13 protein-coding genes and 1 pseudogene are annotated in these 25,112 nt (G+C 44.3%); 2 read left to right on the top strand and 12 right to left on the bottom strand.

Annotated features, from left to right (window positions below; translation table 11 throughout):
- Nucleotides 1-8: 8 nt before the first annotated feature.
- The 12 genes from KG118_RS10300 to KG118_RS10245 all read right to left on the bottom strand — a co-directional run bounded on the left by KG118_RS10300 (nt 9) and on the right by KG118_RS10245 (nt 20,966).
- Nucleotides 9-3,257 carry a SusC/RagA family TonB-linked outer membrane protein gene (locus tag KG118_RS10300; RefSeq protein ID WP_117711541.1) on the bottom strand — a complete coding sequence of 1,083 codons (3,249 nt, stop codon included), beginning with the start codon at nt 3,255-3,257 and terminating at the stop codon, nt 9-11.
- Nucleotides 3,258-3,814: 557 nt separating this feature from the next.
- Nucleotides 3,815-4,735: a helix-turn-helix domain-containing protein gene (locus tag KG118_RS10295; protein ID WP_117711542.1), complete on the bottom strand. Its 921-nt coding sequence runs from the start codon at nt 4,733-4,735 to the stop codon at nt 3,815-3,817.
- A gap of 144 nt (nt 4,736-4,879) precedes the next feature.
- The gene (locus KG118_RS10290; RefSeq protein WP_117711543.1) at nt 4,880-6,202 is read right to left on the bottom strand and encodes a glycoside hydrolase family 88/105 protein; all 1,323 of its coding nucleotides are present in this window, start codon (nt 6,200-6,202) and stop codon (nt 4,880-4,882) included.
- Nucleotides 6,203-6,221: 19 nt separating this feature from the next.
- Nucleotides 6,222-7,376: a lactaldehyde reductase gene (fucO, locus tag KG118_RS10285; RefSeq protein ID WP_117711544.1), complete on the bottom strand. Its 1,155-nt coding sequence runs from the start codon at nt 7,374-7,376 to the stop codon at nt 6,222-6,224.
- Between the two features lie 15 nt (nt 7,377-7,391).
- The gene (gene rhaD, locus KG118_RS10280; protein ID WP_117711545.1) at nt 7,392-8,201 is read right to left on the bottom strand and encodes a rhamnulose-1-phosphate aldolase; all 810 of its coding nucleotides are present in this window, start codon (nt 8,199-8,201) and stop codon (nt 7,392-7,394) included.
- A 33-nt stretch (nt 8,202-8,234) separates the two neighbouring features.
- A complete protein-coding gene (gene rhaT, locus KG118_RS10275; protein WP_117711546.1) occupies nt 8,235-9,266 on the bottom strand; it encodes an L-rhamnose/proton symporter RhaT in 1,032 nt (343 codons plus the stop codon).
- Between the two features lie 91 nt (nt 9,267-9,357).
- Nucleotides 9,358-10,611 carry an L-rhamnose isomerase gene (locus tag KG118_RS10270; protein ID WP_117711547.1) on the bottom strand — a complete coding sequence of 418 codons (1,254 nt, stop codon included), beginning with the start codon at nt 10,609-10,611 and terminating at the stop codon, nt 9,358-9,360.
- Nucleotides 10,612-10,637: 26 nt separating this feature from the next.
- Nucleotides 10,638-12,104 (bottom strand): rhamnulokinase, encoded by a 1,467-nt coding sequence (locus KG118_RS10265; RefSeq protein WP_117711548.1) that lies wholly within the window; start codon nt 12,102-12,104, stop codon nt 10,638-10,640.
- 131 nt (nt 12,105-12,235) lie between these two features.
- On the bottom strand, nt 12,236-13,756 hold the full coding sequence (locus tag KG118_RS10260; protein ID WP_117711549.1) for a glycoside hydrolase family 28 protein: 1,521 nt from the start codon (nt 13,754-13,756) through the stop codon (nt 12,236-12,238).
- 58 nt (nt 13,757-13,814) lie between these two features.
- Nucleotides 13,815-15,650, bottom strand: coding sequence for a rhamnogalacturonan lyase family protein (locus KG118_RS10255; protein ID WP_117711550.1), 1,836 nt, complete (start codon nt 15,648-15,650; stop codon nt 13,815-13,817).
- Entirely contained in the window at nt 15,647-18,436 is a 2,790-nt protein-coding gene (locus KG118_RS10250; protein WP_117711694.1) for an alpha-L-rhamnosidase, read from the bottom strand. Before KG118_RS10250 ends, KG118_RS10255 begins: the two co-directional genes overlap by 4 nt.
- 7 nt (nt 18,437-18,443) lie before the next feature.
- Nucleotides 18,444-20,966 (bottom strand): glycoside hydrolase family 88 protein, encoded by a 2,523-nt coding sequence (locus KG118_RS10245; protein ID WP_117711551.1) that lies wholly within the window; start codon nt 20,964-20,966, stop codon nt 18,444-18,446.
- Between the two features lie 195 nt (nt 20,967-21,161).
- On the opposite strand from KG118_RS10245, the pseudogene KG118_RS17680 reads away from it, so the two are divergent.
- Nucleotides 21,162-22,190, top strand: a pseudogene (locus KG118_RS17680) (glycoside hydrolase family 43 protein); the annotation flags it as partial.
- Between the two features lie 27 nt (nt 22,191-22,217).
- Nucleotides 22,218-25,037: an exo-beta-1,4-galactosidase gene (locus KG118_RS10240; RefSeq protein WP_233514895.1), complete on the top strand. Its 2,820-nt coding sequence runs from the start codon at nt 22,218-22,220 to the stop codon at nt 25,035-25,037.
- The last annotated feature ends 75 nt before the right edge of the window (nt 25,038-25,112 follow it).

Below are 25,112 nucleotides of genomic sequence, written 5' to 3'. Positions count from 1 at the left end.
TTCAATGATTAAAATGTTAGATTTATACCTACAACATAACTTTTAGAGCGAGGATAAGATGAATTATCCACACCTGGAGTCAGAGCACTGCTTGTAGCTGCCACTTCCGGGTCATAACCGCTATAACTTGTAAATGTATGGATATTATTCAATGTGCAATAAACACGCGCATTGCTGAGATGTGCTTTCTGAACCAGTTTCTTCGGCAATGTATATCCCAATGTAATGGTATTCAAACGCAGATAAGAACCATCTTCCAAATAATAATCAAGAGGATCGGATATGGCTATTTTATTATCCGAGTGTAAACTCCACATCGCAGTTTTGCTATATTGACCAGGATTTAATTCAGCCAAACGTTGTAGATTAGTCGTTTCCTTACCGGTTGTGGGGTCAACCAACACAAAACGGTCTTTCATCACAGCCAATGTATTCTGATTAGGCAGATACGGACCAATGAAACGTTGTGAACTCATATTGAACACTTTATTTCCATATACGAAATTAAAGAATATATTCAGGTCAAAACCTTTATAAGTAAAGGTGTTGTTCATACCACCCGTAAACTTTGGTTGCGCATTTCCAATCACTGTACGATCGTCTGTAGACCAAACCGGATTACCTATTTCGTTACCATCAGCATCTTGCTTATCTGTTTTTCCAGCTATACATTTATATTTCACATCACCAGGCTTAATACTACCAGCTTTCGCTCCTTTTAAACGTGGCACACCATCTTTCAAAGTATATGTACCGTCCGCATTCTGATTGAAATCATCTGTTGTGTAAACACCGTCATACAAATATCCATAGAATTGACCAAGAGGCTCATTTTTTGCTATACGATACCAAATACGAGACTCGTAATCCTTTATCATAACAGCATCACTATCATCTCCATAAAGGGAAAGAACCTTGGAACGATTGAAAGCTATATTAAAGTCTGTTGTCCATGTAAAATCTTTCGTCCGGATATTTGTCGAGTTCAATACAATTTCGACACCACGATTACGAATAGAACCAATGTTTTGATATTGAGATTTATATCCGGTAGATGTCGGAATATCATTCTTAATCAACAAATTAGAAGACTCATTATTATACCAGTCTAAAGAAAGGTTTATACGACTACCTAATACAGACACATCCAAACCGACGTTTGACGTTGTTGTTTTCTCCCATTTCAAAGCTGAGTTACCAATAACATCACCAGGGACAAATGTTACAAAATTCTTATTATTAACGGCATAGTATCCAGATTGATAGCTTGTTGCATACATATTACTATCAATATTGTTATTACCGGAAGTACCATATCCTACACGTAATTTTAAGTTATCAAGAAAATCTAAATCTTCCATGAAAGCCTCTTCAGAAATACGCCATGCCGCAGAAGCGGAAGGAAAATATCCCCACTTATTACCACGGGCAAACTTTGAAGAACCATCCGCACGAAGAGTACCTGAGAATAAATAACGGCTGTTATAATTATAGGAAATACGTCCAAAGGCGGAAACCAATCCAACTTTATCTTTACTAGAAGATTTGGAATAAGCCGTTCCCATATTTACATCATTCAGTTCAAAATTACCTTCCGGAAACTCATGATATTCATTATCCAATTTCATTGATTCCTGATAATATGTTTCTTGTCCTAACAGAACTCCAAAATGATGTTTTTCTGCCACATCAAAATTATAATTCAATGTATTGGTAATTTGCCATGAAGACTTCTCGCTATTATTACGATAGCCATAAGGCCCCTTATTATTTTCGGCTGTTTTCGTACGCCCGTCATCCCAATAGTCCTGACGAATTTGTTGCCACATATAGCTACCAGAAGTGCGGAATGTTAAGTCTTTCAGCAAATCAATTTCCAGACCAACATTAGTAGTAAACAAACGAGTATATTTCGTATTATCAACCGCATCATTCGTTATTATCGGATTATTTATATCATACTGGGAATCAATCAATGACATTTCATCACTAATATCCGTTTTTATAAAATCCTCATTTGTAAAACGAATACCACCCGTTACCGGTTGCAAAATAGTCTGCTTCAAAGCACCACCCAAAGAGCCACCGCCCTCAACTTCCGTGTTTTGAAAACTGGAAGCAAAATCAAGGCGTACACCTTTCCATAATTCATGATTTATCTTAGTACGAATACTGTTTTTAGCATAACCATGTTTATCCATAATACCATCTTGCCCCGTATAGTTGTAACTGAGCATATACTTGGTCTTATCTGTACCACCGCTAACATTTACATTGTGATTCTGAGTTAGTCCTGTAGATCCAAATACTAAATCCTGCCAATCAATACCTTCACGAGTAGCATACTCACTATTAATACGATCATATGCCCCTGTGTAGAAATCCGCAGCATTTAAGTCACCGCCAAACATGGATGCAAAATTGTTTTCTTTGCCATTCAGAGTCTGCAATTCATACTGATATTTTACATAGTCCAAAACGCCAAGAATGTCCAATTTCTTCCCTAATTTCTCAAAGCTCACATACCCGTTATAGTTCACTTCCGTCTTTCCCGATTTCCCTGATTTAGTAGTAATCAGAATTACTCCATTAGAACCTCGTGCACCATAAATAGCTGTTGCAGAAGCATCTTTCATTACATCAATGCTTTCAATATCATTAATATCTACATTCTGTAATCCATTTTCCATTTGGAAACCATCCACAATATACAATGGAGAAGTACTTTGAGTTATAGAAGTACCTCCACGTACTGTAATGTTAATATCCGCGCCTGGAGCACCACTCTGTGATACTACATTCACACCGGCAGCCTTACCTGCTAAAGCCTGTGCAGCTGTAGTTACAGGAGACATCTTTAGTTCATTAGCACCGACTGATACAGAAGATCCCGTCAAGTCTTTACGTTTTACTTTCGCATAACCAATCGCAACCACTTCTTCCAACATCACTGAAGACTCTTTCAGTGTAATATTAAAGTTAGTCTTGCTACCAATAGCCACCGTCTGGTTATCATAACCAATAAAGGAAACCACCAACTCCTTAGCTGAAGCAGGGATAGACAGTTTGAAGTTACCATCCATATCAGTAATAGTACCAATAGAATTGTCACCTTTCACCGTTACAGAAGCACCTATTACAACATCGATCGCATCGCGAACCGTACCTGTAATAGTCTTGTTCTGAGCAAAAATGCTGAGAGGACAGCTTATCAACAGAAGCATCAATAAGCATAGATTTTTGTGTAAGATTCTCATAGATTATTAATATATATTTGATTAATAAATAAATTTAAGTTCAACATGGCAAAGCCCGTTATCGAGCACAAAGCTTACGAATGCAAAAGTAATAATCATCCTAAATGCACAACATACCTCTTTTGACCGAAACACTTCTTCTTTTGATTTTTAGTTATTCCAATGTAGTATAAAGTGCCTATATTCAGCGAGAAACGTCAATATATACCATTTAGAAACAGAACTTTCCATATACATTTTATCTCAAAGTCTCTACCAAAACCTCGTTTTTCAGTTGCGGGCTGTAGGGTTTACAGCTGCGGGCTCTACAGCCTGCATTTGTAAACCCTACAGCCCGCAACTGAAAAACGAGGTTTTAGCACAAGCATAACAACCTTTTACTCATAACAAAAAAGGAAAAATAAGGATGGAATTTGTAATTTAGCTATCAATAACAGTGACAACCAAATTGTGTTATCACCTACTCGCCACTGCTCTCATCAGCCCGCAATCGCTGATGAACAGGCGGACGAGAAGAATCGGTGACGAGTGACGAGAAAAAAGTGGCATCAGCCCAACTACTCTTCATCCTGCACTTCCGTCTCCCGACCGAAAGAACGATATTCCAAAGGTGTAAAACCGGTACGTTTCTTAAATAAGGAGAAGAAATGTTCGGTAGATTTATAATCAAGCATAAAAGATATTTCCTTGACAGATTGGGAGGTGCTGACCAACAACTGCTTGGCCTTACGTAACTTCAATTCTTGAAAATACTTGGCAGGGGCATAACCGGTATAATCCTTAAAGACCTTTCTGAACCAAGAATAACTGATATTCAACTTCATAGCCAATTCCTCAGGGTCAACATCCTTAAAGACATTCTCATTCATTATAATCTTGGCCTGCTCTATCTTCTGGTCAACATCACCTATCTCATAAATCTTGTTCTTAGAAATGGAAAGTATCATACCCATTATATGCAGCACTATACCTCCAAGATACTGTTGGGAAGATATTTTATCCGCCTCGGCTATCTCCAAGGCACGGGAGAAAAGAGAAACTAACTCCTCATTCAAACCAACCTCAAGCACTTGATTTTCTTTTGATAAGAAACCGCCTTTTATCAAATTATCTATGACAGGTCCTTCAAAACCGATATAATATTCGTTCCATCCCGTCTGACGGTAAGGATGGTAAGTGTGCCACTGTCCGGGAAAGAGTACCATCAGACGTCCTTTACAGACTTGTTTTTCCGGGGTCGTCTCCGAAGAGAACAATCCTCGCCCCTTCGTTATATAAACAAATTGATATTCACGTAAAACGCGCCCTTTCTGAGCATTAAAGAAATAACCGGAGGGATGATCCTTCAAAGGATATGGAGTATCCGGCTGAATAGATTGAAAGCCAACCGTATTTACCCACAAACCGAATTTCTGGTCCATATCATTTACAATAAGGTACTTAAATTCTACTCCTAAATCATTGTAATTCTTTGTCATAATACGTGTCCTTCATAATGGATTCGATACAAAAATAGGAAATATTTATGAAATAAGAGATAACGATGAAAGATTTAATAAAAAATCCCGGCGTGGAAGGCAAATACTCTTCCGGCCGGGATTCATATATTCGTAAAAGGACTACTATTTCTTTACGACAATCTTATCGTATTGTTGCTCAGCCTTAATCTCTGTATACTTCGGCGCATCCATCATTTCAATCAAAGCCCGGAGGACAGGGCCTTCGCCCATCGGGTCGTTTTCTTGGGTAGGGCGATTATAATAATACGCAGGAGAAGGCATGATGCCTGTTCCGACACAAATCTTGGTAACATCGCCCTTGTCAGACATCAACATCATCATACCTTTCAACCCTTGTTCGGCAGCATAGATGAAGTCGGGATGCAGCCAATCGTGTTTTACACCGCGTGCAATGCCGAAGACAAACATTGCCGTACCCGTTATTTCCTCATAGGAATCTTCCTTATCGAGAAGCTGGTGCCAAAGACCGTTCTTGCCTTGATAGCGCACTACGCCGCTGCATTGGCGACGGAAGCACTCCAGCACTTCGGGGCGCATCGGATGATTCTGCGGCATTACTGCAAGCAAATCGGCGGTTGCCATAAAAACCCAACCGTTGGCACGACTCCAGTGGGCAACACCATGCTCGTCCGTATCCGTATGGTAGCAATGGTAGAGAACCTGCTTTTCCGGACACCACAAATATTTGTGATATTTAATTATCTGATTGGCAGCGTCATTGATATAGCTCATGTCACCGGTCATCTTAGCCATACGGGAAAGGAAAGAGACGGCCATGAAAGCATCATCTGCCCAAATGGTATTTTCATGGGGCCAGATACGGGCAATAGTACCGTCCGCCAAACGGGGTTCACCATAGTTCAGGTGTTCTGCAGTTTCGTTGATATAATTCAGAAAAGCACCATTCGGATGCTTCATCTGCAAGTCAATCAGGCTGGCCCCCATAGGTCCGTTGTCGTCCAAACGCTTTCCACGAAATATCATGTGCCAACTCAATTTGCGAACTCCATACCAGCCTTCGTCTTCCATGGCCCGGTCATATTGCTTCTTGAAGAACTCCAGATTACCGTCATTGAATACGAAGTTCATATTCTTGAGAACATAATCGTCGTATTTCTTGGCACCGGTCTTATCCGCCAATTCCATTAAAGCGATGTGAGTCACTCCATTGGTGTAATGCCAATTATTATATTTACACGCAACCTTTACATTCATATCCAAAGGCAGGTTTTTGACTGACTTATATGTTTTGCCGGTCTTGGTATTCTTAAACTCATAAGTGGTGGTTTCAAGAATACGGTCTGCTATTTTCACAGCAAGTTCAGAAGCCGAGAGCTTAGCGTCAGCAGCTGTCTTCATCGTTGTTTGTGAGGAAGCAGCAACAGCTGTTAAAAACAGCACACACGAAATAATAACTTTTTTCATGGTCTTGTTAAAATTATAATTAAAATGCCTTACGATACAATGCCTCAATATCCTCGACAGAAGTAGCACGAGGATTACCGCCTGTACAAACATCATTGAAGGCATCAATAGCCAATTGATGTAAATCTTCCTCTCTTACGTTTATCTCATGTAGTTTTTGAGGAATGCCGATACTCAACGACAGATTTCGGACTGCATCTACCGCAGCGCGTATTCCTTCGGATTCGGTCATGCCAACGGTATTCACTCCCATAGCTTTGGCTATATGGATATACTTGGGAGATGCAGGAGATGCAGCATTGTATTCCATCACATACGGTAAAAGTAATGCGTTGGCAACTCCGTGAGGGGTATCATAATGAGCGCCCAACGGATGCGCCATTGAATGGACAATGCCCAAACCAACATTGCTGAATCCCATACCCGCAATATACTGAGCCTGTGACATCGCTTCACGAGCCATGGCATCATTGCCATTATCAACAGCCGCCTTCAAATTGGCGGCAATCATTTCAATGGCCTTTAACTCAAACATATCAGACATAGCCCAAGCGCCCGGTGTTATATAGCTTTCAATGGCATGAGTCAGGGCATCCATACCTGTTGCCGCAGTCAGGCCTTTCGGCATAGAATACATCAATTCTGAATCGACAATCGCTACTGCCGGAATATCATTGGGGTCTACACAGACCATCTTCTTCTTCGCATCTTCATCAATTATCACATAATTAATGGTTACTTCAGCGGCTGTTCCGGCTGTAGTAGGCAAAGCAAAAGTGGGGACAGCCTTATAGCGTGTTGCGGCCACGCCCTCCAATGACTTCACATCTGCAAAGTCGGGATTATTCACTACAATACCGATGCCTTTTGCCGTATCAATGGAAGAACCGCCGCCCAGCGCTACAATAAAATCGGCACCCGAGGCTTTAAAGGCAGCTACCCCATTCTGCACATTGGCAATAGTAGGATTGGCTTTTACATCACTGAAAAGTTCATAGGGAATATGATTCTTTTCAAAAACTTCAATCACTTTATCCGCGACCTTAAAACGGATCAAGTCTTTATCCGTCACAAAGAACGCTTTCTTAAAACCTCTACGCATAGCTTCTACCGCAATCGTTTCGCGAGAGCCGGCTCCAAAATAAGAGGTTTCGTTCAATATCATTCTATACATAATTATATCCGGCTTTTATTTGGGTAAATTAAAAGCTACAGTCATCTCTTTCATCTGCTCCTGACTCATACCATCCGGTTCGAAGCCCATATTCTTGGCAGCAATGTAAATCAATGCTGATTTATTCAATACGTCTACCTGATCAAAAGCTGACATAATATCCACATCTACAGCAAAGACTCCGTGTTTCTCCCACATGGCCACATCATAATCGCGCAAGGCCTCAATAGTGGCATCAGCCAGTTTGACGGAGCTCGGCAATTCATAAGGAATCATGCCCAAACCACGGGGACAGAAGGCTTTTGTTTCCGGAATCATGCTCCAAAGCAGGTTTGTAGCCACATCTTTTTCCATGAATTTCTTGTTATGGGTCATAGCAATCAGTTCAATAGGATGTGTATGCAAGGATGCTCTATAAGGAGAACCATTCTCAAGCAGATAATTATGGACGGCAAGATGAGACGGCAATTCCGATGTAGGCATCACCGGATGGTCGGCTATGATGACATAACTGGCGCAGTCATCCAGAATACGAATTATCGAGCCGTTCTCCATAGGCCGGCGTGCCAAATCACGCATACGCATTTGGGTGCCTTTACAATAGAAGTAACTACCCTTCAGATAAGGGAGTTGCTTGCCTATTTGTTTAACTTCGCTAATGGCCGGCAATGCCTTGATTTCATCATCAATGTATTCTGTGATGTTCACGGTTATATTGCCTCCATTACGTTCCGCCCAGCCTTTTTGCCAAAGGTATCCGGCTACTTCAGCCACCTGATTGACCTGATGAGCCAGTTTCGGACGATTTTCAAGAATTGATTTCATGTCTTTATTTTATTACAATTTATTTAGATACTATTATGCCTGAGCCATCGCCACCACTATTATAGAAATGATGAGAATAGCCAGCCCCAATACCAGTACGCTTATTGTACGGGAACCGCATCCTTTCCACTCCTTCAGCAGGATTCCCCATACATTACTAAATGTGACATTCAGTGACATCAATATGCTCCAAGAGAAAGCAAGCAGTATAGGGCTGCCACCCAAGAAACTTTTGCCCATTTCCAAACCGAAGAATTGCGAATACCACAATACTCCGGCCAAAGCACAGAACAAGAGATTATTCACGAATACATTACCTCTGACCGACAAATATTCCTTGCCCGTTTTATTCTTTATATTTTGCTGAATGCAATAAGCTGCATTCGTACAAAATCCGCCCAATGTCACCAGAAAAATGACAGGAAGCCCGGCATACAACGGAGCTACGCCACCTGCCAATGCAGCCTCCTTTATAGGTGTCCCGGCATCCAGTCCGAGAGCAAAACAGGCACTCATCACACCTGCCAGTAAAGCAACCAGTAACCCTTTTGTCAATGCAAAATCCTTCACGGCAGCCTTCTTTTCTTCTTCACTCATATTGCCGGAACGCAAACTGCCTGCATAGCCGATAACGGCAATTCCCGCCAAAGTAATGCATACACCGACAAGAAGCATCAAACCATCACCGTGCAACAGGTCCTTTCCTGCAAACAAGGCCGGAAACAAAGTTCCAAAACCGGCACAAGTACCCAAAGAAATGCTTTGCCCCAAGGCAACACCCAAATAGCGCATACTCAACCCAAACGTCAAGCCGCCTACTCCCCAAAGGAGTCCGTAAATGACAGCCGGCAATGCACCGCCGGCTCCCCAAAGTTCTATCAGGCTGCCATCAGCGGGAATGGCAAGCAAAGCCCCCAACAGCGGGAAAACAAGCCAGGCAAATATTCCCTGTACCAACCAAAAGTTTTCCCATGACCAGCCTTTAACTTTATTGATGGGTACATACGAGCTGCTTTGTCCAAAACTTCCCACAGCGATAATTAATAATCCTATCAGTGTATTCATGATAATCAATGGTTAATGTTCATTGAGCAATGAAAGTAGCGGGACAAAGGTATACTTTCCCCGCTAAACACTATCATTTATCTTAATTAACTTAGTTACGTTTTGATGTTACCTCGGCTTCATATTTCTCTATTTCAGCGATAAATTCTTCGCCTACCGGAACATTATTCTTTAAGCAGAACATATCCCAAACAGCATTCCACGGCAATGCTTTCGCCTCTTCCAATAAAGCAAGGCGTTGGAAACCCTGACCGGCAGCTTCATACTTGCGGAGTGTACCCAGCGGTTCCAACAGCGCACGCAACATACATTTTTGCGCAGCACGAGTACCAATGACATACGCACCGATACGATTAATGGAAGCGTCAAAATAATCGAGGCCAATGTGTACACGGTCTAAGGCATTGCAACGAACAATTTCTTGGAAAAGCTCAAGAGTCGGGTCATCCATGATGGTCACATGGTCAGAATCCCAACGTATCGGACGGCTTACATGAAGCATCAATTCGGGAACAAATAACAACATGGATGAAACCTTATCCGCAGCGCTTTCCGTCGGGTGGAAGTGCCCGGTATCAATTGTAATCAGTTTTTGGTGCTGTACACTATAACCAACACAGAATTCATTGGAACCTACCGTGTAGCTTTCCAAGCCGATACCGAATACTTTAGACTCCAGACAGTCTTTCATATTCTTATACTCCGTAGCAAAAATACGGTCGAGAGAGTCTTTAAATAATTCACGATACTTCATACGGTTTACCGTGACATCCTTACTGCCATCGTGCACCCAAAGATTCATGATGCAGGGATCGCCTTGACGACGTCCCATCTCTTCTGCAATGGCACGACAACGTTTGGTATGTTCAATCCAAAAATCACGGATGCTCTTATCCGGATTAGACAAAGACAAGTTACCGCTTTTCGGATGAGAAAAAGAAGTGGAATTGAAATCCAATTTCATTCCGTTTTCCGCAGCCCATTGCATCCAGCTCTCAAAATGTTTCACTTCCACTTGGTCACGGTCAACAAATGTACCGCCAAAATCACCGTAAATTTCATGCAGGTTCAACCGATGCTTACCGGGGATATAGGAAGCTGCCTTCAAGATGTCACCGCGAAGTTCTTCCAGATTACGGGCCTTGCCGGGATAATTTCCGGTAGTCTGAATACCACCGGTCAACGAACTGCCGGACTCAAAGCCTATAACGTCATCAGCTTGCCAGCAGTGCATGGAGATTGCAACTTTCTGGAGTTGTTCCATTACCTTTTCCACATCTATACCAAGAGCTGCATAACGCTCTTTGGCTATTTCATACGCCTTTGTTATTAGTTCTTCTTTCATGATACTGATTTATTTAAATATTAATTTTAATTATTCTTTGTCACCTGTTTGAAGTGCAAATATGCGGCGTCCCACGCTTCCGTATCTTCCGGATAAAAAGTCTCCAAAGAAATTGACTGATTGATTAACCGACGCATAGAAGCAATATCTTTTGCCTTTCCGCCCGCAAGAGCCTGAATCATAACATTTCCGATTGCTGTAGCCTCAGAAGGACCGGCCACCACAGGAATACCGACGGCGTTAGCCGTCCATTGATTCAACAAATCATTACGGCTTCCCCCGCCAATAACATGAAGAGTCTCTATCGGATGGGGAGAAAGAGTGCGAAGATTATCCAACACCTGACGATAGCGCAGAGCAAGGCTCTCAAAAATACAACGAACAATCTGTCCCCGAGTCTGCGGAATGGGTTGGCGGCAATCAGAGCAATAGTCCTTTATAGCCTGCTCCATATCAACCGGATTGGCAAACAGAGCATCATCAGGGTTTATCAAACTACGAAACGGTTCACTTACATTCGCTTCGGTTATCAACTCCGGATAAGAAGTTTCACCCCATGCAGCCCGGCAACGTTCCAACAACCACATTCCACAAATATTTTTCAACAGACGGATTGTACCGTCCACACCTCCTTCATTAGTGAAATTCAAAGCCTCAGTCTCATCTGTAATAACCGCGCCTTCCGTCTCCACACCCATCAAAGACCAGGTTCCACTGCTCAGATATGCAAAATCAGGATTCACAGCAGGAACTGAAGCTACGGCAGAAGCAGTGTCATGACCGGCTACTGCAATCACAGGTATATCACCAAGTCCGGTTATGCGCTGTACCTCTTTTGTCAGTGTTCCTACCTTCTCACCGGGGTAAACAAAGCGGCCGAAATTAGTATTGGTAAGCCCAAGCTCGCGCAATAAAGCCTCTTCCAAGTTACGGTTTTTCGCGTTCACTAACTGCGCCGTGCTGGCAATAGTGTACTCTGTTACCATTTCACCGGTCAACATATAACTCAAAGCATCCGGTATAAAAAGTAACTTATCGGCAGCAGCCAATGCGCTGTCTTCATTACGTCTCAACGTATCAAGCTGGAACAGAGAGTTGAAATTCATTACTTGGATACCTGTCCACTCATAAACCTGCTTACGAGCCACTTTATTAAAGAAGGCATCGGGTGCACCGACGGTATGAGGATCACGATACGAATAAGGTTGGCGAAGAAATCCACCGTCTTTACCTACACAAACAAAATCCACCCCCCATGTATCAATGCCAATGGAGGTAATTTCAACATCTTTCTTTCGGGCAACAGTTTTCAGCCCTTCAATTATATGTCGGTAAAGTTCATAAATATCCCAGTAAAAATGTCCGCCGGTCTCAATCAGATGATTCGGAAAACGATTCACATCTTCCAGTTCCAACCCCTCCGGCGTGAAAGTGCCCAAAATAGTACGGCCACTGGTAGCACCCAAATCGACCGCAAAAAAACATTGTTTCATGGTAGTTAGTTTTAGTCACTATTTTATGATACAAAAATAGGGGAATCATCCCCTACTCTTTGTACTTATTTTGACTGAAAGGGTGTCAGATTTGACAATCCATTTCGTTCACAATTATTACATTCAACCCCTTATTTCACATCCTCACAAAACCGCGTAACAATCTCCTCACCCTCCGTATTGCGTATAGTCACATTCTTCATCGTGACAGCCTTGCTATAAATAAACTCGGCCCCTAATCGGGAAGTAATATCAATATCTTCCAAAACCACATTTTCAATCGGCATTTCAGGAATGCCGTTAAAGAACAACGCACGTCGCGCTCCCGCACATATCAAATGTTTTACATGGATATTACGGAAACAAGGGGTTGTCTCATCCACAGGAAGCGGTTCAACTTTTGCCGGAACTTTTTCGCCACTTTCCAATACTTCAACAGCTGATTTGCCGCCGTAGTAAAGATTGAAAGTAATCGGCTCGGTCGGAATATCCATCATAGACACGTCGGTTATCCATATATTTTCAACAATACCGCCACGCCCGCGCTTGCTTTTAAAACGCAATCCTACATCCGTTCCCAAGAACTGGCAATTGCTTACAGATACATTACGCACTCCACCACTCATCTCGCTGCCAACAACAAAACCGCCATGCCCTTTAAATACCGTACAACCATCTACCACAACATTTTCACAAGGGCGTGCACGACGACGCCCATCTTCATCTTTACCGCTTTTCAAGCAAATGCCATCATCACCCACATCAAAAGTAGAATTCACAATCAGAGCATTTTTGCAAGATTCCAAGTCCAATCCGTCACCATTCTGTGCGTAACTCGGATTGCGCACCTGCACATCTTCAATCAATACATTCTCGCACATCAGCGGATGCAGATTCCATGCCGGAGAGTTTTGAAATATCACTCCTTGCAACCATACATTTTTACATTCTATCAGGCTTACCATTACAGGACGAAGGAAATGGCGGACACTTTGCCACTCTTCTTCCGTTTTCAAAGTCTGGGGAACATTCATATTACTGATAGTATCTCCTTTCAAGGTCTCAGGATAAGGGAACCAGTAGGTGGGACGTTTATACACACCACCACGGGATGTTGTCTGCTTCCAAACACTCTCCGTTACCTTTTCACGTTTCAACGGACGCCAATAATGGCCATTTCCATCAATAGCTCCTTTACCCGTAATAGCCACATTCTCAAGATTATGACCGGAAATAGGAGACTGGCAACGGCGGGTATCCAAACCTTCAAATACAGTTTCTACCAAAGGATAAAGGTCTACATCAGGGGAAAAAAGGATGACCGCTCCTTTTTCCAGATGTAAGTCAATATTACTTTTCAATACAATAGGTCCTGTAAACCAAACGCCGGCAGGGACAATAAGATGCCCTCCTCCCTGTTCGGAAAGGGCATTGATTGCGTTGGCAAAGGCTTCCGTACACAAAGTTTCTCCATTACCAACAGCATTAAACTCTTTCAGATTGACCGTACGATCAGGAAATTCAGGTGCTTCCACACGAGGCATATCAAAAGGCAAATTACGATAAATAGCCTCATACTTATAGCCCGTAGACTGACAAGAACTAAATATCCATAAACAAACAGCCGCAATTACACACAATTGTTTTGTCATTCTTAATAGCATTTTAAAAGTTAGCAAACGTATGAGAAATAACAGGTTCTCATACACATTAATTATTTCCCAAATAATAAGAAGGTACAGGCGCTTGAGGATACCCCATACTGCGATGGGCCACGTAGCTACGGTACAGTGCATCTTGCATCAACGTCACCCTACGATCAGCTGCAGGAATATTGGTGTGATATATACGAAGTTCACCGGGTAAAGCCGTTATCAATTCTTCGCGCCAATCACCCTCCATATCAGCCATTAACAAGATATCCCCCTGTATGTTTTCTGTCAACACTTCACTTTTCCATTTCCAAATACTCTGGCTACGTCCTCCGGAAGAGGAACCGGCTCCCCAACGGTTATCATCCCCCTTGAATGTCTCACGCAACAGATCGGCATCCCACCATATCCAATTACGGCAACCGGGTATCTCGTCCCGACCCACTTCTAATTTCTTTCCGCCAGCTGTAAGTAGATACCTGTCAGTGCTTCCTCCCTTACGGTCTTCACTGGCAAAGCATTCCAAACCGGGATAAGCCGGGTCAAAATCCGCTACCATACCGTCACCTACATGATAGGTAGTATGCCCGATACCCCATATTAACTTACCTGTAGCGGCATCTACCACCGAAACGCCACGACCATCTTCTTTCTTCGGCTCGCTGACCATAAACACCTGCATACCTTCCACATCAGGACGCAACTTGCAAAGATATGCCTTGTCACTATGCCCCAACCCGGAAGACCATAAAAGCGTGCCGTTATCATCAAGCATACAAGATCCCAACATTATTTCATCACGACCGTCGCCGTCTACATCAGCCGTAACCATACTATGTGCACCCATACTCCGGACAATGGGGTTTTCCTCGTCACCGTCCCAACACCACACACGTTCCAGTTTACCGTTTTTCAACATCCATGCATCTACAACCATCAATTTGTACGTACCGCGCGCCGCTAATATAAAAGGAGTCTTTCCGTCCAAGTAGGCTACTCCCATCTGATTACGATTCTGACGAATCAGATTTCCATAACGATCATTACGTTCTGGCCAATCCACACGGTCTATTTCCTTTCCCGTCATACCGTCAAGAACAGAAAGATATTCACTACCACCACAAACACGCCCTTTCTCATTTTTCACATAATCGGTATCTGCCGTTTTAATCGCCACCTCGGCTTTGCCGTCACCATTGAAATCGTACACAATAAAAGGCGAGTACCAGATACCCGGCTCAATACCCGGCCCCATATCATATGTCCACAAATAAGTACCGTCATTCAAGTAAGCTGAAATCTTATAAGTCTTGCCGGTAGTATCACCCGGCATCCCCGGATCAACATTTGTTTCAGGAGTACGGACTACATAATCGTAAGCTCCGTCGCCATTCAAATCAGCTAAAGCTATCTTTCCGGCTTTGGCATTATCTTTCAAACGAACAGAAGTGTAAGGCTGCAAATCGGCCAATACCACCTTCCGCCTTTCTGAAGCAATCGGTTTTCGCCCTTTTACAACGGCCTCTACCCAATAAACAGCCTGCTTGTGAGGAGTGGTATCCAGAAAATCACAGGTACGGGAAACGGCTTTCTTCGTCAAACGACAAGATTTTCCGTCTGTCTCGCGATAAACATGAAAAGTAGTTGCAGGAGCATCCGACTCCAGCAAACGCCAACTAAGATATACAGATTTGCCGTTCCGGGAAGGAACAGCCACCAGACCACGATTCAATTTTTCAGTAATCCGTTCCTGAGCAAAACCCTCCACCAATGGTTTCGGCTCATGCTTCGGCTCAAGAATCTCATAAAAATAATATCTCTCACGCGGGTCTTGAGCATATAGGAAGCAAACTGTACAAACCAACGCTATCCAAACCAAACCAAACTTTCTCATTGTATTTCTTTGTTAATCAGTTTCAACGGAACAATACGTACAGGACCTAATAAGCCACTTGGCACAGGTGTCCAATGGGCATAAGTTCCTTTTTTATAACCAAGCGCTGCAATATTGATATCTTTAAAAATACGCCATTTCACTCCACGACAATCCATATCTGCAATGCGGTTGGCAGGAAGGTTGGTTACCTCTATTTCCAAAGTATTCTTTCCCGGAAGCAGGTACTGTCCGACAGAGCAAGAATAGGGCACAGCCCATAAAGTAGTAATTTCCCGGCCATTGATACGTATACGGGCACTCTCACGAACATCACCAAGCGAAAGCAACCAATCCTGAGCGGAAGCCGGATTCTCAATTCTAAAAGTAGTCGTGTAACAGCCTGTGCCCATAGTTGTTTTAGCGTTTTCAAAAGATACATCCGTCCATGAGCCTAAAGATACGGAATCCGGAAGATTATGCACTTCAGGAATACTTTCCAGAAAGCGTAGGTTCCACAAACCGGACAATTCAACAGCTCCCTCTGAAACAGCCGGATATCTCCATTCCGGAGCCTGCACATCGACTTCTGTAAAAGTTCTCAATATGACAGATTCTCCGGAAACCAATTGCAGATAAACTTCCGTCTTTCCATTATTCTGCCGTAAACAAGCCTTACCGGAAGTTCCATTCATCGGATTATACAGTACAGCCGAACGTGCCGGCACAGCCAATGGTATCCAACCTTCCGTATCTCTATTTGTCAGCGCAGAAATGAAATAATGATAACCATCCGAATTTTTACGACGGACACAACTCAAATCAAAGGAAGTTTTCATCGCTTCCGGCATAGCTGTAGTCTGTGCCAACGTACGAACATAATCCATACCAAAGAGCACCGTTTTGCCGTTGCCATTCTCATTTCCTAATTCCTTTATCTTCCCTAAGGTACGCTTAAATTCCGCACGACGCTGTTCCAATTTGGCATAACCCGGAACATCTTCCGGATACCGGTCCAAAAACACAATGGTTGCACCTTCCTTAGCCAAGTCAAGAAGTCTGGCAAGTACATCTGCAGGCATCAAACGGGCACCGGGCACAACCAACGCCTTATAGGTTGTTCCACCGGATGTTACAATCTTTTTGTCACGGCAAGTAGCTGTACGGATAAAATTATCGGAAACATAATCCATATCATAACCTGCATCATTAATACGATGTACCGCCTCTATAAAACGAGGAGCGCGTTTTGCCATTTTATGAATGTCAAACATCAACAAACGGCCGTCTTGTTCCTGCCACATATCATACACAGGAAGATACACCAGAAAATCATTGTCAGGCTGTCCCATTTGCAAGAAACTTTGGCAACGGGATATATACTGAAAGAACGCAGGCGCATCCCGCCAGATACTATTTGTCGGGCTCATATCTACCGTAGCATAAAACTTCCAACCGGGCCAGGCAGCCTCAGCGGGAGAATAAGTTGTGCCGTGAAAATAAACATGATTGACACCGGACACAAACATAAGGTCAATATCCGGTTTGCATTGTGACAAAGAGGTACGGAAATGCTCTGTCAACCAAGTAAAAGTCTCCGAAGATGTATAAGGTTTTCCGGCAATATGAGCGCCCGAAGAAGCATATTTCAGCATGGAGAGATCAGAGTCATTAGGACGTGTCAACGAGTCTTTGCGCAGTCCCTGTATGCCAAAATCAGACAAGCCGAACCCCTCACACTCCGGAATATCTACCGTAGCATAAAGGTCTATCAGATTTCCCGGTGAACCATGAGCCTGGTTCCTTGTTTTAGAACCGTGCAGGTGCGCCCACTCCGTCCACTGACGGGTAAAATTCTCCTGTAATAATTCACTGAGAGTTTCACGATAATCGGAAACAATGCGTCGGGTTTCGTCAGAGCGTTCTCCTTCTGCAAGAAATTCCGGCAAGTGTTCTTCCAATTTATAACCGCGACGTATCCGGAAATCATCAAAAAGACCTTCTGACCAGTCTGCCCCATAAACTTCATAGGAATCATTGAAAAAATTATGAGGATAAGCAGTGACAGTACCATTGGTATTCCTAAACTCTCCGCTAAAAGCACGTTCAAAACGTCCAAGATAGTTTTTCACGGCACGGGCGGAAAAATGATTCATCACATACCCCTCACCACCGGGAGCAGCACGCTTCACTTTCTGAAAAGTCTTGCCGCAAAAAGCGGCAATCAAGCGCCAACAACCTTTCGGAGCCTTCCAACGCAATACTCCGTCTTTTACCTTAGCCGTCAAGTCCATACACTTCCCTGCATCAGAAAAAGCCATCAGACGTTCTAACTTGGCATAAGGCTGCTGCTTTCTATCAGCGACTTCTATTTTCTTATCAAACGTATTTCCTCCTTCTACCCGATACTCCGCAATCAGCAGTTTGCAGGCAGCGTCTTCCACACCTACTTCAGGACCGCCAAAAGGCCAGCCGGTACCGGTATTCATGTCAATCTGCATACCCAGACGTGAAGCTTCATCTTCCGTGTATTGCAGCATCTGCATCCAACGAGGAGAAAGAAACGGAATATCATTCGCGTCATTTCCTTGCACGCCATAGATTGGAGTAATTTCCATGGTTCCCATTCCCGCTGCAGCATACGTTTCCAAATTATGGGTCAGATTATCTCTATCTACCGCACTTCCCATCCACCACCAACGGGCAGCAGGTTTGGCCTCCAAACTAATTTCCGGCCACGCAAGATTTTGTGCAGACAAAGTTCCTGCGCAAAACACAATCATGGCAATACTACACAGTCGATTCATACCCATCTTATTTTTCTAACTCCAAACATCCCATAATAAACGGACCTGTTGCCTTGGAATCATTATCTCTCATTTTTTCACCTATATAATATTCAAAACTTCCGTCACGATACGGATGACCGCCTAAACCGCCAACTTGGCAACAACGGGTCAAAGTTAAAGTTCCATCCTGCTTTTCTATCAACAATTTGTCTTTCAGTCCTTGCAGGGCCTTTTCTGCCACTGCACGATATTTGGCATCAATATATCCTTTATTCACAGCTTTCGCATAAGCATACATACACTGGGTAGTCACAGATGCCTCCGGAAAGTTACCTTTACGTTTAGGCTGGTCAATAACCTGATACCAAAGTCCTGCTTTATCCTGATATTTCGGTAACGTCTCCGCTAATCCGCGAATATATCCAATCATGTCGGCACGTCCCGGATGATTCTCCGGTACAAAGTCCAAAGCATCTACCAATGCCATGAACCACCAACCTATGCTACGTCCCCAAAAATTAGGAGAATGTCCTGTTTCCGGATTAGCCCAACGCTGACTTTTACTTTCGTCCCAAGCATGATGATAAAGTCCTGTTTTGGCATCGTAAGTATGCTTATGACAGAGACGAAACTGCTTCACCGCCTCATCAACCCATTCCGGCTTGTTGAATTCCGCACCATATTGTGCCATAAACGGTGAAGCCATATACAGTCCATCCAGCCACATCTGATGCTGATAAATCAGCTTATGCCAGAAACCGCCTTCCAAAGTACGCGGCTGATTCTTCAGTTGCTTGATAAGAATATCCATCGCCGACTTATATCTCCGATCGCCGGTTTCACGATAGAGGTCAAACAACACCTTTCCCGAATTAATGAAATCCAGATTATAGGTGGACATATCATACAAATGAATTTCCCCTTTCTCATTAATCAGAGAATCAGCCCATTGTTTCACATAATCATAGTAGCGGCGCTCTCCCGTAGCCTTCCACATTTGCAACATAGCACAACAACCTACTCCTTGAGCATAACCGAAAAACAAACGCTTACCATGATCCAACTGATAAGCCTGCGGAAAACGCATCATTTCAGAATCTGCAAACCAACGGGCATATGAACCCTGCTCCCATGTATCCGTACGGAAAGGTACTGCCGGCAAACCGGCTTTATTATACAGGTTTACACGAAAGAAATTACAGAATCCGTAGCGTACGGCAACCGGAACAGCCACCTGCGAAGCGGAAACTTCCAGTTGGGCACCTTTTATCACAGCCTCTGCCGGATAGAAACGCCTATCGGCACCCGCTACCAAGAAACCCTTTACCGGAGCGTTCTCCGGTGTCATTAATCCGTCTCCGGCATATTCAAAGCTCAGCACAGCCTTACCGCCACTAACCTTCATTGACTTAAAGAGCGGGCCTGAATAAGCCACATTTTTATCATATTGCTTGGCAAGTGCCCATAAAGCCATACGTTCACCGGCTACACGCTTATTACGCGGATGAATATCCGTAGAGTCTGCCGCATCGGTAACAACTGCCATACCCACATTCTTCAGACCGCTTTGCCACGTTTTGAGCTGTGCCTCACGAATACCTGCCGGCTGCCCTTTATGTGGAGCAATCTGCATGAAATAGAAAGGCATATCAGGTTGCTTCCATTCTTTCCGCCAACTATTAATCATATTCGTAAATACCTGCTGATATTTTTCATAACGAATGGCATTAGACTCTCCCTGATACCAGATGTTTCCTCTTATTGTATATCCCAAAATGGGATGAATCATTCCATTCCAAAGTGTAGAAGGGACTTTGCAATACCCCTTTTCCTGTTTCACATTCTTCAGCGCAAAATCTTCAAGAACATCTGCATAAAGCGGATTATTCTTCATGACACTCATCTTTGTCCACGATTCGGCATGCGTACCTCCCCATGTAGACTGTATCATGCCTACCGGTACTCCCAATTCCTTATGCAACCTGCGTCCAAAAACGAAACCTACCGCCGAGAAATCATATAAATTCTCCGGAGTACAAACCAGCCAACGGCCTTGACAATCATCTTTTTCCCCATCAGGAGCCAGTTGATGTTCAACCCGGAACAAACGGTATTCCGAATAATCGGCATCTTTCATCTCTTCGGCTTCCGTGGTCATGCCGGTCATCCATTTTTTGTCAGGATGTTTAGAAACCGGATATTCCATATTAGATTGTCCGGTACAAAGCCAGACTTCCCCTATTAATACATTATTAATAACAATGGTGTTTTCACCACTCACCGTAACAGTCTGTCCCTTTGTTGCCGTAGGAGTTTTTAGTTTTACAGTCCATTTACCGTCAGCATTCGTTTTGGCAGCTACAGCCTTATCCGCCCATGATGCTTTTACCGAAATACGCTCGCCGGGTGTTGCCTTTCCCCACAGATTGACTTGTGCGTTTTGCTGCAAAACCATATTATCGGAAAAGATAGCCGGAAGTACCACCTTGGCAGAAACAGAACCCGCCAACACTAAAAGAAAGGAAATTAATCCAAGTAGTCTATTCATGTGTCTTTAATAGTTTTATAGTATTAAGAAACAAATATTTTTCTGTGTGGCAAATATAAGAGTTTCCAAGCAAACAGATTCTGAGTCTTTTGGCAGTTCTCTTATTGTTTTTGTTGTTTCAGGTACTATGTGCTCGGACAAGAGATAATATTCACGGATAATTTCCTATTTTTGTCTCCAATAACAATATAAACCATGAACAAGACATTGAACTTTCTACTCTTCTTCTGCTGTCTGTGGGCAACAGCCTCCCTTCAAGCACAAAATCTGCAAAAAGGAGAATACGGCTATCTATATTGCCATATGAGCGGACGTGGCGAATGGACAGCTTACGCTCTGAGCCGTGACGGACTGAACTACCACGACCTCCTCAACGGTGACTCTATATTCAGTTCCACCGAAAAGGCAGCCATCGAAGGCGGAACACGCGATGCTTACATCTGCCGCAAACACGATGGCAGCGGATACCTGATGGCCACTACTGATATGTGTGTACGCAAGAGCAAGGTATGGAACAACTACGGCATAAATCTCCTCACCAGTGACGACCTCATTCATTGGGAATCTACCACCTTCGACTTCCGCAAAGGATCCGCCCTCTTCTCCGACCCAGGCTCACCCGATAGCTATACCAACTACTCCACCATAAACCGTGTTTGGGCACCTCAAATCATCTGGGATGCCGATTATCAATGGACTGACGGGCGGAAAGGCGGTTATTTCGTCTATTACTCACTTTGGAACAGTGCCGAAGAAAAGTACGACCGAATGTATTATTCATATGCCGATGAGACTTTTACCACCCTCACTAAACCCCGCCTGCTGTTCGACTGGGGATATGCTACTATTGATGCTGATATCAACTATTTAGAGTCGGACGGGCTGTTCCACCTGATGATAAAGAAGGAAGGCGGCAAACCGGGACTCTTCACAGCCACTGCCCCTGCGTTGACCGGTCCATGGAGCGAGCCCGTAGAAGAAGACTACGTGGACTTTGAAGGTAACAAGAAATGCGAAGGTGTGTCAGCCTTTCAATTAGCGGGTGACTCCACTTGGCGTGTGGGCTATATAGAATACTCTTCCAATCCTAAACGGTATCGCATCTGCCGGGCCGACAAATATCTGCGAAATTTTCATTCCCCTCAAGACATCAAAGGAGTGGATGCTCCGCAGCATGGCTCATTCATGCGACTCACCAAAGAGGAATATGAAAGGCTGGAAAAACACTATAACCAAATACATAAACATGGCGTGTACGCCCAAGCCCCGCATCCGGAAAGAATATACCTTTCGGGGACCGGTATTGACGATACGAAAACTTGGGAGTTTTTCTGTACTAAGGGGCAGAACAGTGGTAAATGGAAAAAGATAGAAGTTCCCTGCAACTGGGAGCTTCAAGGCTTTGGAGAATATACCTACGGCCGTTGGTACAAAGTACCGGGCGAAAAACCGAGCGACGAGGTGGGAATCTACCGGCACAAGTTTGAAGTGCCTAAATATTGGAAAGATAAGCGGATAAAAATCTACTTTGACGGTGTAATGACCGATGTTGAAGTACTGATAAACGGTCAAAGTGCCGGAGCCATTCACCAAGGCGGGTTCTACCGCTTCAGTTACGACATTACAGAACTCATTGAATTCGGCAAGCGGAATACCCTTGAAGTGAAGATAGCCAAGGAATCCGCTAACAAGTCGATAAACGCCGCCGAGCGCAAGGCGGACTGGTGGCTTTTCGGCGGTATCTACCGCCCCGTATGGTTAGAGGTAGTTCCGAAAATCAATATGAGACATTTCATCCTTGATGCCCGCCACGACGGAACTTTCAGCGCGGCTGTGGAAATGGAGGGAGATGCGCAAGGCTATGAATTGTCCGTTGCCATTCGAGAGTTGAACGACGGGAAGGAAATTCTCACAAAGGATAACCAGCCCCTCCTTACCCACCGGATTACAAACTCTGACAGCGAGCAGCAACTAAAAGGCGTCTATAAGTCCGTGAAGCCTTGGAATACCGAAAACCCTCAACTCTACCTTGCCAGCCTCACGCTGAAAGACCCGTCCGGCAAAGCAATTCAAACCCGTGAAACCCGCATCGGTTTCCGTACCGTTGAGTTCTTCCCCCAAGACGGAATCTACCTGAACGGTGTTAAATTAGTAGTAAAAGGAATCAATCGCCATTCTTTCTCCGTAGACGGAGGACGTACCACAAGTGCTGCCATGAGCCGCCATGATGCATTGCTCATAAAGGAAATGAACATGAATGCAGTCCGTTCTCATTATCCTCCCGATGAGCACTTTCTCGATATGTGCGACTCTCTGGGCATTGTCTACATGGACGAACTTGCCGGTTGGCAGAACGGTTATGACTCCAAAGTAGGACCGGGACTTGTAAAGGAGATGATAGAGCGTGACGTCAATCATCCTTGTATTATTATTTGGAGCAATGGCAACGAAGGTGGTTGGAACTACGCCCTCGACTCTTTGTTTGCCAAATACGACAAGTTACAAAAGCGTCATGTGGTACACCCGTGGGCCGACTTTAACGAACTTGACACTCACCACTATCCGGCTTACTTGACCGGAGTGGCACGCCTCACCAACGGCTACAAGGTTTTTATGCCCACCGAATTCATGCACGCCATGTACGACCAAGGCGGCGGAGCGGGTCTGCGCGATTTTTGGGACCGTTGGCTCACTAACCCCATGTTTGCCGGAGGCTTTATCTGGGTATATTGCGATGAAGCTCCCAAGCGTACAGACAAGGGTGGCATCCTCGATTCCGACAAATCCAACGCCCCCGACGGCATTGTCGGTCCCCGCCGCGAAAAGGAAGGCAGCTTCTATGCTATTCGCGCCCAATGGTCGCCTATACAATTGAAACCGTTGCTCATCACCACCCACTTTAACGGCAGCTTCCTGCTGACAAACGAATATACCTATACTAACCTGTCGCAGTGCCGGATGATATATAAGGTACTGTCATGCAGCACTCCCTTGCAGGACAAAGGCAAAACGACGATACTTGCCGAAGGCGAAGTCCGTCTTCCCGCTATCAGTCCGGGAGAGACAGGAACCGCCCGTTTCATCGTTCCCGAAGGTTTCCACAATGGCGATGTCCTGCATCTTGAAGCTTTCGACAAAGAAGGAAAAAGCATCTGCGAGTGGTCTTACCCCATCCATTTGGCCAAACAGTATTTTGAACAGAAACTGTCGCAGACCCCCATGTCTTTGAATCTTACAGAACAGGCTACAGCCACACAAACCACAGATGAAGTAATCTTGAACAGCACAAGCGTATGCGTCACCTTCGACGCCACGACGGGTCTGCTCCGCAGGGTGAAAGCGGGCGACAAAGAGATTCCTTTCAAGAACGGTCCGCGCCCCATAGGTATGAAGATGCAATATCAGCCTTCTTCAAGCTATATACGTGCGGCTGAGGACGGAGCCGTATTCTGCGCCAAGTACCGGGGAGGCGCCGACTCTATCGTCTGGAAACTCACCGGCAACGGATTACTCTATATGGACGCCATCCTGCTGAACCGCGCTTCGGGCGGTGGCGGTTTTGACGATGCTTTTATGGATACCCAAGTCTATAATCTCGGACTGACCTTCTCCTATCCCGAACAAGCTTGTACCGGAATGAGATGGATGGGACGAGGCCCTTATCGCGTATGGAAAAACCGCATTGCAGGAACCACCTACGGCATTTGGCAAAAAGAGTATAACAATACTATTACCGGCGAAAGCTACGAGAACTTGGTTTATCCCGAATTCAAAGGCTATCACGCCAATATGTACTGGGCTACGTTGGAAAGTGACACCACACCTTTCACCGTTTATTCCCGCAACGACGGAATCTTCTATCACATCTTCACACCCGAAGAACCTGCCGGACGCGTCAAAGACACCATGCCTAAATTCCCGGAAGGTGACATCTCCTTCCTGCTCGACATTCCGGCTATCTGTTCTTTCAAACCCATTGAGCAGCAAGGACCTAACAGCCAGCCGGGCAATATCCGAATCAAATCCGGAGATGAAGGGCTGCATCTGAATCTGATGTTCGATTTCCGTTAAACTATTATTCAAGGGAGATATGTCACTTCAGTTTTGACATATCCCCCTTTTTTCAGATACTACTGAAACGGATTT

Source organism: Bacteroides propionicigenes (assembly GCF_018390535.1).
In the GTDB taxonomy this organism is placed as follows: Bacteria; Bacteroidota; Bacteroidia; order Bacteroidales; family Bacteroidaceae; genus Bacteroides; species Bacteroides propionicigenes.
The sequence above is the reverse complement of the archived record's forward strand: the minus strand, read 5'-3'. Positions and strand labels throughout refer to the sequence as shown.

What these genes read in the sequence shown, in the direction of transcription:
- fucO (WP_117711544.1), bottom strand. Translation starts at nt 7,376, where the DNA reads ATGTATAGAATGATATTGAACGAAACCTCTTATTTTGGAGCCGGCTCT.
- KG118_RS10270 (WP_117711547.1), bottom strand. Translation starts at nt 10,611, where the DNA reads ATGAAAGAAGAACTAATAACAAAGGCGTATGAAATAGCCAAAGAGCGT.
- KG118_RS10265 (WP_117711548.1), bottom strand. Translation starts at nt 12,104, where the DNA reads ATGAAACAATGTTTTTTTGCGGTCGATTTGGGTGCTACCAGTGGCCGT.
- KG118_RS10290 (WP_117711543.1), bottom strand. Translation starts at nt 6,202, where the DNA reads ATGAAAAAAGTTATTATTTCGTGTGTGCTGTTTTTAACAGCTGTTGCT.
- KG118_RS10245 (WP_117711551.1), bottom strand. Translation starts at nt 20,966, where the DNA reads ATGAATAGACTACTTGGATTAATTTCCTTTCTTTTAGTGTTGGCGGGT.
- KG118_RS10295 (WP_117711542.1), bottom strand. Translation starts at nt 4,735, where the DNA reads ATGACAAAGAATTACAATGATTTAGGAGTAGAATTTAAGTACCTTATT.
- KG118_RS10300 (WP_117711541.1), bottom strand. Translation starts at nt 3,257, where the DNA reads ATGAGAATCTTACACAAAAATCTATGCTTATTGATGCTTCTGTTGATA.
- KG118_RS10250 (WP_117711694.1), bottom strand. Translation starts at nt 18,436, where the DNA reads ATGAATCGACTGTGTAGTATTGCCATGATTGTGTTTTGCGCAGGAACT.
- rhaD (WP_117711545.1), bottom strand. Translation starts at nt 8,201, where the DNA reads ATGAAATCAATTCTTGAAAATCGTCCGAAACTGGCTCATCAGGTCAAT.
- KG118_RS10260 (WP_117711549.1), bottom strand. Translation starts at nt 13,756, where the DNA reads ATGACAAAACAATTGTGTGTAATTGCGGCTGTTTGTTTATGGATATTT.
- KG118_RS10255 (WP_117711550.1), bottom strand. Translation starts at nt 15,650, where the DNA reads ATGAGAAAGTTTGGTTTGGTTTGGATAGCGTTGGTTTGTACAGTTTGC.
- rhaT (WP_117711546.1), bottom strand. Translation starts at nt 9,266, where the DNA reads ATGAATACACTGATAGGATTATTAATTATCGCTGTGGGAAGTTTTGGA.